15 protein-coding genes are annotated in these 13,451 nt (G+C 69.8%); 8 read left to right on the forward strand and 7 right to left on the reverse strand.

Annotation, left to right across the window (positions count from 1 at the left end; translation table 11 throughout):
• Positions 1–46 precede the first annotated feature (46 nt).
• Positions 47–1,381, forward strand: a complete 1,335-nt coding sequence (locus tag AT699_RS15830; protein WP_024069068.1) for an MFS transporter — start codon at positions 47–49, stop codon at positions 1,379–1,381.
• A 41-nt stretch (positions 1,382–1,422) separates the two neighbouring features.
• Here AT699_RS15830 and AT699_RS15835 read toward each other — a convergent pair whose 3' ends face one another.
• Both AT699_RS15835 and AT699_RS15840 read right to left on the reverse strand, forming a co-directional pair.
• The gene (locus AT699_RS15835; protein ID WP_058207331.1) at positions 1,423–2,433 is read right to left on the reverse strand and encodes an aldo/keto reductase; all 1,011 of its coding nucleotides are present in this window, start codon (positions 2,431–2,433) and stop codon (positions 1,423–1,425) included.
• A 144-nt stretch (positions 2,434–2,577) separates the two neighbouring features.
• Complete coding sequence (locus AT699_RS15840) at positions 2,578–3,636, reverse strand: serine hydrolase domain-containing protein (RefSeq protein WP_024069070.1); 1,059 nt, start codon at positions 3,634–3,636, stop codon at positions 2,578–2,580.
• A gap of 166 nt (positions 3,637–3,802) precedes the next feature.
• Here AT699_RS15840 and AT699_RS15845 point away from each other — a divergent pair, with 166 nt between their 5' ends.
• Positions 3,803–4,777 (forward strand): tripartite tricarboxylate transporter substrate-binding protein, encoded by a 975-nt coding sequence (locus tag AT699_RS15845; protein ID WP_024069071.1) that lies wholly within the window; start codon positions 3,803–3,805, stop codon positions 4,775–4,777.
• An 84-nt stretch (positions 4,778–4,861) separates the two neighbouring features.
• Here AT699_RS15845 and AT699_RS15850 read toward each other — a convergent pair whose 3' ends face one another.
• Positions 4,862–5,425, reverse strand: a complete 564-nt coding sequence (locus tag AT699_RS15850; RefSeq protein ID WP_232254224.1) for a TetR/AcrR family transcriptional regulator — start codon at positions 5,423–5,425, stop codon at positions 4,862–4,864.
• 104 nt (positions 5,426–5,529) lie between these two features.
• Between AT699_RS15850 and AT699_RS15855 the strand changes: the two genes are divergently transcribed.
• Positions 5,530–6,066: a carboxypeptidase-like regulatory domain-containing protein gene (locus AT699_RS15855; RefSeq protein WP_024069073.1), complete on the forward strand. Its 537-nt coding sequence runs from the start codon at positions 5,530–5,532 to the stop codon at positions 6,064–6,066.
• 114 nt (positions 6,067–6,180) lie between these two features.
• Positions 6,181–6,714, forward strand: a complete 534-nt coding sequence (locus AT699_RS15860; protein ID WP_024069074.1) for a hypothetical protein — start codon at positions 6,181–6,183, stop codon at positions 6,712–6,714.
• Between the two features lie 110 nt (positions 6,715–6,824).
• Here the strand turns inward: AT699_RS15860 and AT699_RS15865 are convergent, their stop codons facing one another.
• The 3 genes from AT699_RS15865 to AT699_RS15875 form a co-directional block, all read right to left on the reverse strand.
• Complete coding sequence (locus AT699_RS15865) at positions 6,825–7,151, reverse strand: hypothetical protein (RefSeq protein ID WP_024069075.1); 327 nt, start codon at positions 7,149–7,151, stop codon at positions 6,825–6,827.
• The gene (locus AT699_RS15870; RefSeq protein ID WP_024069076.1) at positions 7,141–7,647 is read right to left on the reverse strand and encodes a 2-thiouracil desulfurase family protein; all 507 of its coding nucleotides are present in this window, start codon (positions 7,645–7,647) and stop codon (positions 7,141–7,143) included. Before AT699_RS15870 ends, AT699_RS15865 begins: the two co-directional genes overlap by 11 nt.
• A gap of 120 nt (positions 7,648–7,767) precedes the next feature.
• On the reverse strand, positions 7,768–8,025 hold the full coding sequence (locus AT699_RS15875; protein WP_024069077.1) for a hypothetical protein: 258 nt from the start codon (positions 8,023–8,025) through the stop codon (positions 7,768–7,770).
• A 130-nt stretch (positions 8,026–8,155) separates the two neighbouring features.
• Here AT699_RS15875 and AT699_RS15880 point away from each other — a divergent pair, with 130 nt between their 5' ends.
• Positions 8,156–8,962 carry an AraC family transcriptional regulator gene (locus tag AT699_RS15880; protein WP_024069078.1) on the forward strand — a complete coding sequence of 269 codons (807 nt, stop codon included), beginning with the start codon at positions 8,156–8,158 and terminating at the stop codon, positions 8,960–8,962.
• 144 nt (positions 8,963–9,106) lie between these two features.
• Here AT699_RS15880 and AT699_RS15885 read toward each other — a convergent pair whose 3' ends face one another.
• Positions 9,107–10,630, reverse strand: coding sequence for an NYN domain-containing protein (locus AT699_RS15885; protein WP_024069079.1), 1,524 nt, complete (start codon positions 10,628–10,630; stop codon positions 9,107–9,109).
• A gap of 123 nt (positions 10,631–10,753) precedes the next feature.
• On the opposite strand from AT699_RS15885, the gene AT699_RS15890 reads away from it, so the two are divergent.
• The 3 genes from AT699_RS15890 to AT699_RS15900 all read left to right on the forward strand — a co-directional run bounded on the left by AT699_RS15890 (position 10,754) and on the right by AT699_RS15900 (position 13,362).
• On the forward strand, positions 10,754–11,323 hold the full coding sequence (locus tag AT699_RS15890) for a GNAT family N-acetyltransferase (RefSeq protein WP_006384311.1): 570 nt from the start codon (positions 10,754–10,756) through the stop codon (positions 11,321–11,323).
• A 177-nt stretch (positions 11,324–11,500) separates the two neighbouring features.
• The gene (locus AT699_RS15895; protein ID WP_006384312.1) at positions 11,501–12,367 is read left to right on the forward strand and encodes a motility protein A; all 867 of its coding nucleotides are present in this window, start codon (positions 11,501–11,503) and stop codon (positions 12,365–12,367) included.
• Complete coding sequence (locus AT699_RS15900) at positions 12,364–13,362, forward strand: OmpA family protein (protein WP_024069080.1); 999 nt, start codon at positions 12,364–12,366, stop codon at positions 13,360–13,362. Before AT699_RS15895 ends, AT699_RS15900 begins: the two co-directional genes overlap by 4 nt.
• Positions 13,363–13,451 lie beyond the last annotated feature (89 nt).

Raw genomic sequence — 13,451 nt, forward strand, 5'->3', positions numbered from 1 at the left:
GGCGCGGCGCCGCAGAGCGCCGCCCGCCCCACCAAAGGAGACAGGCATGGCCAAGCAGAACGAAACCGCGGTGCGCAAAGTCGTCGCCGCGTCGCTGATCGGCGCCACCATCGAGTGGTACGACTTCTTCCTGTACGGCGTGGTCGCCGGCATCGTGTTCAACAAGCTGTACTTTCCCACGGGCGACCCGCTCATCTCGACCATGCTGGCCTACACCACCTTCGCGGTGGGCTTCATCACGCGGCCGCTGGGCGGGCTGGTGTTCGGCCACTTCGGCGATCGCATCGGCAGGAAGAGCATGCTGGTGATGACGCTGATGATCATGGGCGTGTCCACCTTCCTGATCGGCCTGGTGCCCACCTATGACAGCATCGGCCTGTGGGCGCCGGTCCTGCTGCTGCTCCTGCGCGTGTTCCAGGGCATCGGCCTGGGCGGCGAATGGGGCGGCGCGGTATTGATGGCGTATGAGTACGCGCCGCCGGGCAAAAAGGGTTACTACGCCTCGCTGCCGCAGATCGGGCTGGCCATCGGCCTGTGCCTGGCGTCCGGCACGGTGGCGCTGCTGTCGACGCTGCTGACCGACGCGCAGTTCATGGCCTGGGGCTGGCGCCTGGCGTTCCTGGCGTCGGCGGCGATGGTCGGGGTCGGCATGTACATCCGCCTGAACATCAAGGAAACGCCCGAGTTCGCCGCGGTCAAGCGCGACAACGCCGAAAGCCGCATCCCGTTCATGGACATGATCCGCCGCTACCCGGGCAACGTCGCCAAGGGCATGGGCGCGCGCTACATCGATGGCGTGTTCTTCAACGTGTTCGGCGTGTTCTCGATCTCCTACCTGACCCAGACGCTGCAGATCACGCGCACCGAGGCGCTGACCGGGGTGATGGCGGCCGCGCTGGTGATGTGCTTCACCATCCCCTACTTCGGGCGGCTGTCCGACCGCATCGGGCGCACGCGGGTGTATTTCTGGGGCTCGCTGATCACGGCGGTGGCGGCCTTTCCCGGCTTCTGGCTGATGCTCAACAGCCAGGGCAGCGTGATGCTGGTGTGGCTGGCCATCATCATTCCGTTCGGCATCTTCTACGCCGCCGTCTACGGACCGGAGGCCGCCCTGTTCTGCGAGCTGTTCGACGCCAAGGTGCGCTACACCGGCATCTCGTTCGTCTACCAGTTCTCGGGTATCTTCGCCTCGGGCATCACGCCGATCATCGCCACCGCGCTGCTCAAGACCGGCAACGGCCAGCCCTGGCTGATCTGCCTGTACGTGCTGTTCTCGGGCGTGGTGTCGGCGTTGTGCGCCTGGCTGATCGGGCGCGGCGGGCGCACCGCGGCGCAGGACGGGCTGGCCCCGCCGGCCAGCGCGACCCTGCGCAAGGCATAGCCGGCGCGCGGGCGGCGCCGCGCGCCGCCCCCTGCCTGCCGTCAGACCACCGTCACCGGGCGGCCGTGGAACGGATAGTTGGGATCGTTGTAGCCGTGGGTCGAGGCGTGGCCGGGCGTGACCCAGCTGTCCACCAGGGCCTCGTCCTCGGGAGTGATGGTCACGTCCAGCGCGGCGTAGTAATCGTCCATCTGCGCCAGCGTGCGCGGGCCGGCGATGACGCCGGTGACGATCGGATTGGCCAGCACCCAGGCGGTGGCGAAATGGCCCGGCTGCACGCCGCGGGCGGCGCTGTGCTGTACCAGCTGCTGCGCGATGCGCAACGATTCCTCGCGGAACTCGGTGGCCAGGATGCGGCGGTCGCCGCGCCCGGCGCGGGTGTCGGCGGCGGGCGCCTGGCCCGGCTGGTACTTGCCGGTGAGCACGCCGCGCGCGATCGGGCTGTACGGCACCACGCCCAGGCCGTAGTGCTGGCAGGCCGGCAGGATCTCGACCTCGGGGCCGCGATTGAGCATGTTGTAGTACGGCTGGCACACCACCGGCTGCGGCACGCCCAGCTTTTCGCACAGGCGCAGGGTTTCGGCGATGCGCCAGCCGCGGAAGTTCGACAGCCCGAAGCTGCGCAGCTTGCCGGCGCGGATCAGGTCGCCCAGCGCCCACAGCGCCTCTTCCAGGTTTTCCTCGTGGTAGTCGCGGTGCAGGTACAGGATGTCGAGGAAATCCGTGCCCAGGCGCGCCAGGCTCTGCTCCACGCCGCGGATCAGCCACTGGCGCGAATAGTGCGACTGGTTCGGGCCCTTGCCCACCACGTTGCCGATCTTGCTGGCCAGCACCCAGTCGTGGCGCTGCCCTTGCAGCAGCTTGCCCACCACTTGCTCGGAACGGCCGTCGTTGTAGACGTCGGCGGTGTCGATGAAGTTCAGGCCGTGGTCGCGCGCGGAGGCGACGATGCGCGCGGCCTCGTCATCGGGCGTCTGCTCGCCGAACATCATGGTGCCCAGGCACAGGGGCGAGACGCGAAGGTTGCTGGATCCGAGACGGCGGTAGTTCATGGCGAAATCCTTGGTCGGCGAAAAACGATGGCGCGCCCGCCGGCGGCCCGGCGGGCAAAGGGGCATGTTGCCAGAAGAATGCCGGCAGGCCGCTGAAAATCCCTGCGCCGGGCAGGGACACCGACCGCCATGCGCGGCGGCCGCTCAGGCCGGCTGCGCGTCCACCGCCGCCAGAATTCGGCCGAACAGCGCGTCGGCGTGCGCCGAATCGAGCCAGCGCACGATCGCCACCAGCCTGCGCTCGGGCTCGACCCAGGTGAACGAACTGCCCGCGCCCACGCCGAAGAAGCTGGATGCCGGCACGCTGGGGAACACGCGGCCTTCGTGGTTGAGCCAGATCAGGTAGCCGTAGTACGGCGCGATCGCGCACGGCTGGCGCATCTGCGCGATCCAGTCGCTCGACAGCACCTGGCGGCCATCGGCGGCGCGGCCCTGGTCCAGCAGCATCTGGCCGATCAATGCCTGGTCGCGGGCGCTGATCGACATGCCGCCGCCCCAGTGCGAGCCGCCCGGCACCGACGGCATGCGCTGGCCGTCGATCTCGACCCAGGCATTGTCGTAGCCCACCCATTGCCAGTTTTCGCTGGCGCCCAGCGGCCGCGTGACGGCCTCGCGGAACACCTCGGGCAAGGGCTTGCGGAACAGGTGCAGCAGCGCGTACGACAGCTGGTTGATGCGCACGTCGTTGTATTCCCAGTACGTGCCGGGCGCTTGCAGCGGACGCGCCTCGCCCTTCCTGCCGTCGGGCGGCGCGCCGAAGGTGACGGCGCGGTAGCGGTCGGCCTGGTCGGAGACGCCGAAGCGCTCGCCTTCCCATTCGCTGGTCTGCTGCAGCAGATGGCGCCAGGTGATCCGCGCATTGCGGCCGTGGTCGAAGCCGATGCCGGGCACGCGCTTGCCGACCGGTTCATCGACATCCGGCAACAGGCCGCGGTCGTGCGCCAGTCCGGCCAGGATCGCCAGGTACAGCTTGGCCACGCTGAAGGTCAGGTCGGCGCGGTCGGGCTCGCCCCACGATGCGATCTCGCGGCCCTCGCGCAGCACCACGCCCGAGACCGGGCCACGGTCGTGGATCGGCCCCAGCAGGCGGTTCCAGGGCGGCGGATCGTTCTGGTGCACGCCGAAGACGCCATCGACGCCGCGGTCCCAGGCGGTTTCGTGGTCGTTGGCGAACTCGATCGCCTGCTGCATGAGCGCGTTCATTGATTTCCCTTGTCTTGTCGTAGGCCAGTGGCCCTGGGAGTATATCCATCCGCCCGCCGCGCGATATCGCCTGCGGCAATAAGCAAGGCGTGAATCAATCGTTGGCGCGGCGGCGCGCGGCCGGTAGAGTCCAACGCCCCGCATCATCGAACCCATTGCCAATTCCATGTCCCTTGCCGCCCGCGTGCCTTCCCGCCTTTCCGCCCTGCTCCTGGCCATCGCCGCCGCCTGTGCCGGCGCCGCCCATGCCGAACAACGCGTCATCCGCATCGTGGTGCCGTATGGCACGGGCGCGGTGCAGGACACCATCGCCCGCGCCATCGGCGACGAGCTGGGCCGGACCCTGGACGCGTCGATCGTGATCGAGAACCGCGCGGGCGCCGGCGGCACCGTGGGCACCGCCCAGGTGGCGCGCGCCGCGCCCGACGGCAATACGCTGGTGCTGGCCGCGGCCAGCCACCACATCGCCGGTTATCTGTACAAGAACCTGAGCTATGACCCCTACAAGGATTTCACCGGCGTGGCCTACCTGGGCAACACCGGCTACGTCATCCTCGCGTCGGCCGGGCTGAAGGTGGCCAACACGGCCGAGTTCATCCAGGCGGTAAAGGCAAAACCGGGCGCCTACGATTACGCCTCCGCCGGCAACGGCAGCGCCTCGCACCTGGGCATGGCGTCGTTCCTGAGCGCCGCCGGCGCGCAGATGCAGCACATCCCCATGAAGTCCACCGGCGACGCCGTTACCGAGCTGCTGGCCGGCCGCGTGCAGGCCGTGACCGCCGCCACCATCGGCGTGACCGGCTACCGCAACGATCCGCGCGTGACGTTCCTGGCCTACACCGGCAAGCAGCGCTCGCGCTTCGCGCCCGACCTGCCAACCGTGGCCGAGAGCGGCCTGCCCGGCTATGCCTTCGATTCGTGGCTGGGCCTGCTGGCCCCCGCCGGCATCGCGCCGGCCGAGCGCGACAAGCTCAACGCCGCCGTCAACAGCGTGCTGGCCGATCCCAAGGTGCAGGCGCGCCTGGCGGCGCTGGGCGTGGAGGCCGAAGCCAGGTCCCCGGCGCAGTTCCAGGAACTGCTGAAAGCGGATTGGGACGCGGCCGGCAAGCTGGTGGCGGCCTCGGGCGCGCGGGTGGAATAGGCGCCGGGCCACGGGCCGGCCACGGCGTCAAGCGACGCGGCCGGCACAGGCGGCCTGGACCCGGGCGGCGGCCGGGCCCGCCTGTCAGCGCTGGCGCACGCCTTCCAGGAACATGTTGGTGATGAATTCGGCCAGCGCCTCGCGCTCCTCGGCGTCGGGACCGCGGCGCGCAAAGCGCTCTATCACGCCCATGAAGGCGTGCGACAGCCATGCCGGCGGGATGTCCTTGCGAAACACGCCGGCGCGCTGGTCGATGCGGATGTTCTCGGCAATCATCTCGACCAGCTCGTCCTTGAGCGACTCGGCCGCATCGACCTGGAAAAAGCCGATGCGCGTCAGGTTGGGGTCCTCGCCCAGGATGTTCAGCCAGTTGGTCACGCCCCGGCGCACGCGTTCCTCGACGGGCAGATTCTGCTGATCCTCATAGAGGCGCGCCTGGCAGACTTCCTGCCGCAGGCGCTGGGCGAACATGCCCACGAGTTCATCGTAGGCCGCCTGCTTGCCGGCGAAATACTGATAAAACACCGGTTGCGTCACGCCCGCCCGGGCGACAATGTCGCTGATCCGGGTGTGCTGGAACCCGCGCTCGGCGAACTCCGCCGCCGCGACTTCCAGAAGTTGCAACCGGGTGCGCTCACCTTTCGTCAAACGCTTTTCTTGCGGTACAGAGGGGGGTAGTGCCGTCGTCATCGCGTGAAAATACTATCCTTCCGCCCTTTTAGCCATACATTCCTGCATACATAGAAACCCTGATGATCCGATTGCCGCGCCTGCTTCGCCTTGGTTGCGCCGCCGCGTTCACGCTGGCCCTGTCTGGCTGCATACCCTACCCGGCCCACAAGACTCTGCAGCCGCAGTCCGCCATCACCGTCCAGGACGAGGCCGGACGGCCGGTGGCCGACGCGCGGGTGGTGCTGATCGCCGCCGCCTATCCCTATGGCTATGACCGGTTCCGCAACGAGCAGCGCACCGACGCCGAGGGCCGCGCCAGCTTCGAGGCCCGCCATGAGTGGCGTGTCGAAATGCTGGCGATCCATGGCGCGGAGGTGTTCTTCTGGAACTGGTGCGTCGAGAAGCCGGGTTACGTCACCCACGCCACCCATGACCGCAACGCCGAGGCCTTCGACCCGCGCCCGGTGGTCCGCCTGCGGGCCGGCGAATCGACGACTTGCGACAATCCGCGGGGATCGCCCTTCATGCGCGACCAACCGGCGGCGCCCAGGCCGGCCCAGGCCGCGCCCGCGCGGGAAACGGCAGGCGGCAGCGCCGGCCCGCCGCCAAGCCCCTGAAATCACTTGAAATCTTCATAAATCTTGACACACCTGCCGCGTGGCGGCGGCGGTACATTACGGTATCGCCAGCCTGCGCAGCACGCGCACGCCTGGCGGCTCAGGAGCAAGATCATGAAGCGGTTCACGGGTCGCATGGTCGGCGTTGCGCTGGCCCTGGCCTTGGCAAGTTCCCCCGCCCTGGCGGGCGGGTATCGCGGTGGCCACCATGGGGGCTACCACCATCATCACGGCGGCGGTGGCGGCGGCAGCGGCTGGTGGATCGGCGGCGCCTTCGCGCTGGCGGCCACCGGGCTGATCCTGGCGGCCAATTCCAGCCCCTCTTACGCGCAGACCGGCGTCTATGCGCCGGGCGTGTCCTACACCAGTCCGCCGGTGTACGCGGCGCCCGTCTATGAGACGCCGCCGGTGTACAGCGCGCCCCCGGTCTACCAGGAGCCGGCGCAATACGCGCCAGTGCAATACGAGGCGGCGCCGCCCGCCAACACGGCGCAGGCCAGCGCCTCGACCGATTGCCAGCGCTGGGCCATGAACCAGAGCGGCTACGACCCGGCGACCATCTCGCAATGGACCACCCAGGTCATGGTGGACAGCTACAACCACGCCATGGATTCCTGCATGAACAGCCGCGGCTACCGCGCCAACTGAGGCTGGCTTGCCCGGACACGACGAGCGCCCCGCGGGGCGCTCGTGGCAATTGGCGCCGACGCCGCGGCACCGCGAACGGTCGCGGGCGGCACGGCGAACGGCCGCGGGCCTCAGGCCCGCCGGCCGCCCCAGCCGCGCCAGGCGAAGAACAGGCCGGCCGCCAGGGCCAGCGCGGCCGGCAGAATCCAGACGAAACCGCTGTCGGTGTAGACCACCTGGTCGACCGGGTCGTAATAGCGGCCCAGTTCGTTGAAGTCCCATTTCAGGTATTGCTGATACCAGAGCCAGCCGAAAAAGGCCGCGCACGACAGCGACACCACCGCGCCGACCCGCGCCAGCAGGCGCCCGCGGCCAAGCCCGGCGAGCAGCCGCCAGGCCGACAGCGCACCGGCCGCCACCGCCACCAGCACCAGCCAGTCGCCGACGTTAAAGCCCATCGCCGGCCTCCAGCCGTGCCAGACAGGCGTCGGCCTCGGCCCATTGGTGTTCGCTGAATACCCGCAGGCCCGCGTCCGCCAACAGCCGCGCGGTGACGCCGACCCCCGCCTGCCGCTGGCCGGAGAAGCTGCCGTCGTAGACGTAACCGCTGCCACAGGAAGGGCTGCCCTCCTTGAGCACGGCGATGCGGATGCCGCGTCGCCGCGCCGCCTCCAGCGCCTGTTGCGCGCCGTCGACGAAGGGCCGGGTCGCGTCCTCGCCGGACACCGTCATCACCCGAGCGCGCCCGGACAGAACCGCGGTCGCGTCGGCGCCGGGTTCGATCTCGGCCGGCGGACGCGGGATCGGCAGGCCGCCGGCCACCTCGGGACAGACCGACACCACCCGGCCGGCATCGAGCCAGCGGGCCAGCACATCGTGGCCGCCGGGCACCGAGCGGCCGTCGTAACGCACGGGATGGCCGAGCAGGCAGGCACTGACAAGAACGTATTGCATGGGGATTTCCGGGCTGACGAGGCGGGCGCATTCGGATATGCGCCCAGGGCAGGCGTCATCATAGAACAGCCCGGCGCCGTGCCCGGCACGGCTGATCGCCGGATGCCGGCCCGCGCGGGCTCACTCCCGGGCCGTCTCCAGCCATTGCCGCAGCGCCGGGTCGCGCACCTGCAGCACCTCGAACAATCCCAGCGCGCGCAAGGCCGGCAACGCCTCGCGCAGGTCGGCGGCGGCGCGTTCACGGGCCGGCGGCGTGGTGGCGGCGTCGCACCACAGGCGCGCGTTCGCCAGGAACGCGCCCACCGTGCCCTTGCGCACGGTCACGCCCTGGAACTCCGCGCTGTCGCGGTCGTCGGGCAACACATCCTGAGCTTTCATGGTTTTCTCCAGTGGGTGGGTACGGAAACCAGCTTAGTCGCGCACGGCCGGCAAATCTGCGGTATTTTGGTCAATCCATACCGTTTTTTTGCCATTCATCCATGCCGTCCCTGCCCCGCCGCCCTTTCGCATGACACGTCCCGACGATCCCGCCTCGCCCCTGGTCGCCCCCGGGCTGGCCGCCGCTGGCGGCGGGCCGCGCCTGCTGGCGGTGCGCCGCCAGGACAAGGCGGTACGCCAGACCGCCTTGCACCGGCATGCGCGCGGGCAATTGTTCGGCGCCTACCAGGGCTTGCTGACGGTGCAGGCCGGCGACCGCCAATGGGTCGCGCCGGCCGCGCACGCGCTGTGGGTGCCGCCCGATTGCCCGCATGGGTTGCGCTCGCATGGCCCCTATGCCGGCTACAGCGTCTACCTGAGCGCGGCGGCGTGCGCGGGCCTGCCCGATGCGCCGTGCGCCTTGCAGGCCTCCGCGCTGCTGCTGGCGGCGGTCGAGCGCGCCGCCGGTTGGCGCGACGAAGCGTGGGATGCGGCGCGCCTGCGCATCGTCGAGCTGATCCGCGACGAGATCCGCACCCTGCCGCGCGCCGGCGACGGCCTGACGCTGCCACGCGATCCGCGGCTGCAGCGGCTGGCGCGGGCGCTGTCGGATTCGCCTGCCGACACGCGCCCGCTGGCGGCATGGGCGGACTGGATCGGCATGGCGCCGCGCACGCTGGCGCGGCGCTTCCAGGCCGAGACCGGCCTGACGCCGGGCGCCTGGCGCCAGCGCGCCCGCTTGATGCGGGCGCAGCAGATGCTGGCGGCCGGCCGCGGCGTGACGGCGGCCGCGCTGGAAGCGGGCTACGACAACGTCAGCGCCTTCATCGCCATGTTCAAGCGCGAACATGGCGTCACGCCGGGTCGTTATGCGGAGCAAGCGCCGCAGTCCGAATGAACGCGGCGCCCGATCGCGGCGATTGCCGCGAACCCGGATACCGGGCTTGGCGGCAGCGGCGTCCCGGCCGCTGACCCGCCCCGGGGGCAGGCGTGGCCGGCGAGGACACATCGCCATGCCGGCCACGCCTGCCGCGCGGGCGGCTTATTCGGGATCGGCGCTCTTGCTTGCGGCGGTCTTGCGGGGCCGGCGGGCGCCGGTGGCCGTCTTGCGGGCGGTTTTGCGAGCGGGTTTGGCGGGCGCGGCCTCGACGGCCTCGGCGCCCGCTTCGGCCGGGGCGGCTGGCGCGGCGACGCGATCTTCCGCCACCCCGGCTTGGGCCGCGCTGTCGGCCTCCCCGCCCTTCGCGCGTGCCGAGCGCGTCGCGCCGCGGCCGCCACGGGCGCCGCGACGGCCCTTGGCCGGGGCCGCGTCGGTCGGCTCGACCGGTTCGTCTGGCACCTGCGCGTCGGCTCGCTCCGGTGCGCCTATCGCGTCGACCACCGCTTCCAGCGGCGGCGCGTCGGGCAACGCGGGGGCCGCCGGCGAAACGTCGAACAGCGGCGCCTGCGCCGTTGCCACCTCCGGCCGCCCCGGTCCGCCCTGCCATGCCTGGCCGGCATCGTGGGATTGCGATTCATCCACGGACGCGCCGCGCTGGCCATCCGGCCGCGCACCCTCCTGGCGGCCGCCCCGGCTGTTGGCGCCCGCGTTCTTGCGGCCGCCGCGCGTGCCGCGCGCCGGCCGGGCCTCGGTGATATCGGCCATGGAACCGGCCGGCTGCGCGTCGGCGGCGTCATGCGCCTCGACCGCCTGGACCCGCGCGGCGGGCCGGCCGCCCGCGCGCGCGGCCGCGCCGCCGGCGCTGTCGCGATACACGTAGGTGCCGGATTTTTCCTCGCGCCCGACCTCCAGGAAGCCGCGCGACTGCGCCTCGTCCAGCAGGTTGCCGAAGGCGCGAAAGCCGTAGTACGACTCATTGAAGTCCGGCCGGCGGCGCTTGAGCGCGTCCTTCAGGGCCGAGGCCCAGATCTTGCCGCTGTCGCCGCGCTCGGCCATCAGCGCCTCGAAGGTCTCGACCACCATGTCGACCGCCTGGGTCTTGCGGGCCTCCAGTTCTTCCTTGCGGCGGCGCTCCTCGTCGGGCGAGCGGCGCTGGCCGGCGTTGCCGCCGCCGCGATTGTCGCGGCGCGCGTCGGCGGCGCGCTGGCCTTCGCGGGCCAGGTCGTCATAGAAAATGAATTCGTCGCAGTTGGCGATCAAGAGGTCGGAGGTGGACTGCTTGACGCCCACCCCGATCACCTTCTTGTCGTTCTCGCGCAGCTTGGACACCAGCGGCGAGAAGTCGGAATCGCCGCTGATGATGACGAAGGTGTTGACGTGCGACTTGGTGTAGCAGAAGTCCAGCGCATCCACCACCAGCCGGATGTCGGCTGAATTCTTGCCCGACTGGCGCACGTGCGGGATTTCGATCAGCTCGAAATTGGCCTCGTGCATCGGCGCCTTGAATTCCTTGTAGCGCTCCCAGTCGCAATAGGCCTTCTTGACCACGATGCTGCCCTTGAGCAGCAGGCGTTCCAGCACCGGCCGGATGTCGAACTTCTGGTACTTGGTGTCGCGCACGCCAAGCGCCACGTTCTCGAAGTCGCAAAAAAGCGCCATGCTGACGTTTTCGTTGGCTGCATTCATGTGTTTTTCTCCGTTGCCGCGGCCGCCCCGAGCCGGTAGCCCGGGGGACGATTGGCCGCCGATTGGCTGTGTCCAGGCCGACCATGATATACATTCCCGTCCCTCCTCCCCACCCGGACCGCCATGCCCGCCGTGCCCGACCTGCCCGCCCTGGACACCCGACGCCTGCTGCTGCGCCCCTTGAGCCTGGACGATGCGCCCGCCATCCAGCGCATCTTTCCGCAATGGGAAGTGGTGCGCTACCTGGCGGACCAGGTGCCCTGGCCCTATCCCGAGGACGGCGCCCGTACCTACGTGGAACAGGTGGCGCTGCCGGCGATGCGGCGCGGCATGCAGTGGCATTGGTCGCTGCGCCCGCGCACCGAGCCGCAACGCCTGATCGGCATCATCAGCCTGATGCGCGACGAACCGGGCAACAACCGCGGTTTCTGGCTCGACCCGGAATACCGCGGCCAGGGCTACATGACCGAGGCCAGCGAGGCGGTCACCGCCTATTGGTTCGACGTGCTCGGGCAGCCGGTGCTGCGGGCGCCCAAGGCGGCTGCCAACGAGGGTTCGCGCCGGCTGTCGGAGCGGACCGGGATGCGGCTGGTGGCGACCGAGGAACGCGGTTTCGTCTCTGGCCGCCAGCTGGCCGAGATCTGGGAGATCACGCGCGACGAATGGCGCGCCCGGCATCCGCCGGCCGTCTGAAACCAAATCCGGCCCCGATTATTCTCCTGGGGCCCCGCGCCCGGACGCCGGTTCAAGCCGGCGCTTACCGCCCCTTTCGCCCCGTTTTCCGACGGATTGGCGCGACCCGCCCGTGGCTAGAATTTGCCACCATCCCGCATTCCGTGAACCGGATGCGCTAGCTATCGGGCAAGATCCATGAATCCGTCTACCGTCATCGGCGCCGTTGTCGGCCTGCTCACCCTGGTCATCGTCATCGCGCTGGCCGCCACCAACCCCGGCATGTACTTCAACCTGCCGGGCCTGGCCATCGTGCTGGGCGGCACCTGCGCCGCGCTGTTCATCGCCTACCCGCTGTCCGAAGTGATGCGGGTGTTCAAGCTGGTGGTCACGGTGTTCCGCAGCGACCAGCACGACCAGCAGCGCGACATCGAGGAGCTGGTCAACATGGCGCAGCTGTGGATGAACACCGACGTCCACAAGGTCGAACAGGAACTCAAGAAGGTCAGCAATCCGTTCCTGCGCACCGGCGTGCAGCTGATCATCGACAACACCCCCGAAGACCAGATCATCGAACTGCTGCAATGGCGCGTGGCGCGGCTCAAGGCCCGCGAAATGGCCGAAGCGCAGATGTTCCGCGTGATGGCCACCTTCGCGCCGGCCTTCGGCATGCTGGGCACGCTGGTCGGCCTGATCAACCTGATGTCGGTGCTGGGCGACGGCAGCATGACCACCATCGGCCAGCAGCTGGCCATCGGCCTGATGACCACCTTCTACGGCATCCTGCTGGCCAACCTGGTGTGCAAGCCCATCGCCGTCAAGCTCGAACGCCGCACCGCGCGCCGCGTCGAGTCCATGAACATGGTGCTGCAGGGCATCTCCATGATGTGCGAGAAGCGCGGCCCGGCCGTGGTGCGCGAAACCCTGAACTCGTTCGTCATGCACGTCGAGGACGAAATCTACGACGGCGGCGCCGCCGCGCCGCGCGCCAAGGCCGAGGGCCAGGTGTCCGCCGCCGCCAACAAGCCCGTGTCCATCACCCGCCCCGCCGCCGCGCGCCAATGAGCCTGATTTCCCCCTCCCTGGCGCAGCGGATCGAGCAGGCCCGCCAGGCCCAGTTGCGCGCGCAGAAGGCGGCCGCCAACAGCGGCTGGCGCCCCAGCAAGAGCGACCGCAAGGATCGCTACGCCCGCTGGCACGTCGATGAAACCGTCGAAAGCGATGCCGAGAACTGGCTGCTCAGCTACCTGGACCTGATCACCCTGCTGCTGGCCATGCTGGTGGTGATGCTGGCCGTGGCGCGCCTGCACGGCGGCTTCCCCGAGCCCGGCGAAACGCAGGTCGACATCGTCGGCAGCCTGGCGGCCAAGGGCCTGCCCGCCTACGACGGCGAATACGCCGAATTCGACATGCCGGCCATCCCCGCCAGCTGGGCCGAACCCACGGCGCCGGCCGCGACGGCCAGCGCCGCCGCCGATGCCGCGGACAGCGATGGCGAGGTGGTGGCGCAAGCCGCCCCGCCCTTGAAGGCGCCGTCCAAGGAATCGCTGGGGCTGGCCGACCTGGGCAATTCGGTCGACGTCATCATCAACGAACAATCGGTCAGCTTCCGCATCAGCAACGAGCTGCTGTTCCCCTCGGGCCAGGCCACCCTCAGCCCGTCGGGCCTGGACGTGATCAAGCGGCTGGCCGCCATCCTCAACAAGAATGACTACCAGGTCTCGGTCGAGGGCCACAGCGATCCGGTGCCGATCCAGACGCGGCAGTTCGCCTCCAACTGGGAACTGTCCAGCAGCCGCGCCACCAGCGTGCTGCGCGAACTGGTGCGCGACGGCGTGGCCGGCAGCCGCCTGCGCGCGGTGGGCTACGCCGAGACGCGCCCGATCGAGTCCAACGACACCCCGGCCGGCCGCGCCGCCAACCGGCGCGTGGAACTGATCATGGACATCACCGCGCCGGCCAAGCCGGTGCAGGCCGAGGCCAAGGGGGACGCGGGCAAGCCGGCCAGCGCCGCCAACGGCAAGGCCGGCGCCCCCGCGCCGGCCGCCGGCAAGTCCTGACGCGCCAGCGTCTACCCCGAACCAGCCGCGGCCGGTTTTGTTTTGACCGCGGATGTAAAGCAAACTTGACATCCCGTTCTGGCCCCGCC

Source organism: Achromobacter xylosoxidans (genome assembly GCF_001457475.1).
In the GTDB taxonomy this organism is placed as follows: Bacteria; Pseudomonadota; Gammaproteobacteria; order Burkholderiales; family Burkholderiaceae_B; genus Achromobacter; species Achromobacter xylosoxidans.

Excerpts from the sequence above, each read along its gene's own strand:
- AT699_RS15830 (WP_024069068.1), top strand. The coding sequence starts at position 47 with ATGGCCAAGCAGAACGAAACCGCGGTGCGCAAAGTCGTCGCCGCGTCG.
- AT699_RS15835 (WP_058207331.1), bottom strand. The coding sequence starts at position 2,433 with ATGAACTACCGCCGTCTCGGATCCAGCAACCTTCGCGTCTCGCCCCTG.
- AT699_RS15840 (WP_024069070.1), bottom strand. The coding sequence starts at position 3,636 with ATGAACGCGCTCATGCAGCAGGCGATCGAGTTCGCCAACGACCACGAA.
- AT699_RS15845 (WP_024069071.1), top strand. The coding sequence starts at position 3,803 with ATGTCCCTTGCCGCCCGCGTGCCTTCCCGCCTTTCCGCCCTGCTCCTG.
- AT699_RS15855 (WP_024069073.1), top strand. The coding sequence starts at position 5,530 with ATGATCCGATTGCCGCGCCTGCTTCGCCTTGGTTGCGCCGCCGCGTTC.
- AT699_RS15860 (WP_024069074.1), top strand. The coding sequence starts at position 6,181 with ATGAAGCGGTTCACGGGTCGCATGGTCGGCGTTGCGCTGGCCCTGGCC.
- AT699_RS15865 (WP_024069075.1), bottom strand. The coding sequence starts at position 7,151 with ATGGGCTTTAACGTCGGCGACTGGCTGGTGCTGGTGGCGGTGGCGGCC.
- AT699_RS15870 (WP_024069076.1), bottom strand. The coding sequence starts at position 7,647 with ATGCAATACGTTCTTGTCAGTGCCTGCCTGCTCGGCCATCCCGTGCGT.
- AT699_RS15875 (WP_024069077.1), bottom strand. The coding sequence starts at position 8,025 with ATGAAAGCTCAGGATGTGTTGCCCGACGACCGCGACAGCGCGGAGTTC.
- AT699_RS15880 (WP_024069078.1), top strand. The coding sequence starts at position 8,156 with ATGACACGTCCCGACGATCCCGCCTCGCCCCTGGTCGCCCCCGGGCTG.
- AT699_RS15885 (WP_024069079.1), bottom strand. The coding sequence starts at position 10,630 with ATGAATGCAGCCAACGAAAACGTCAGCATGGCGCTTTTTTGCGACTTC.
- AT699_RS15890 (WP_006384311.1), top strand. The coding sequence starts at position 10,754 with ATGCCCGCCGTGCCCGACCTGCCCGCCCTGGACACCCGACGCCTGCTG.
- AT699_RS15895 (WP_006384312.1), top strand. The coding sequence starts at position 11,501 with ATGAATCCGTCTACCGTCATCGGCGCCGTTGTCGGCCTGCTCACCCTG.
- AT699_RS15900 (WP_024069080.1), top strand. The coding sequence starts at position 12,364 with ATGAGCCTGATTTCCCCCTCCCTGGCGCAGCGGATCGAGCAGGCCCGC.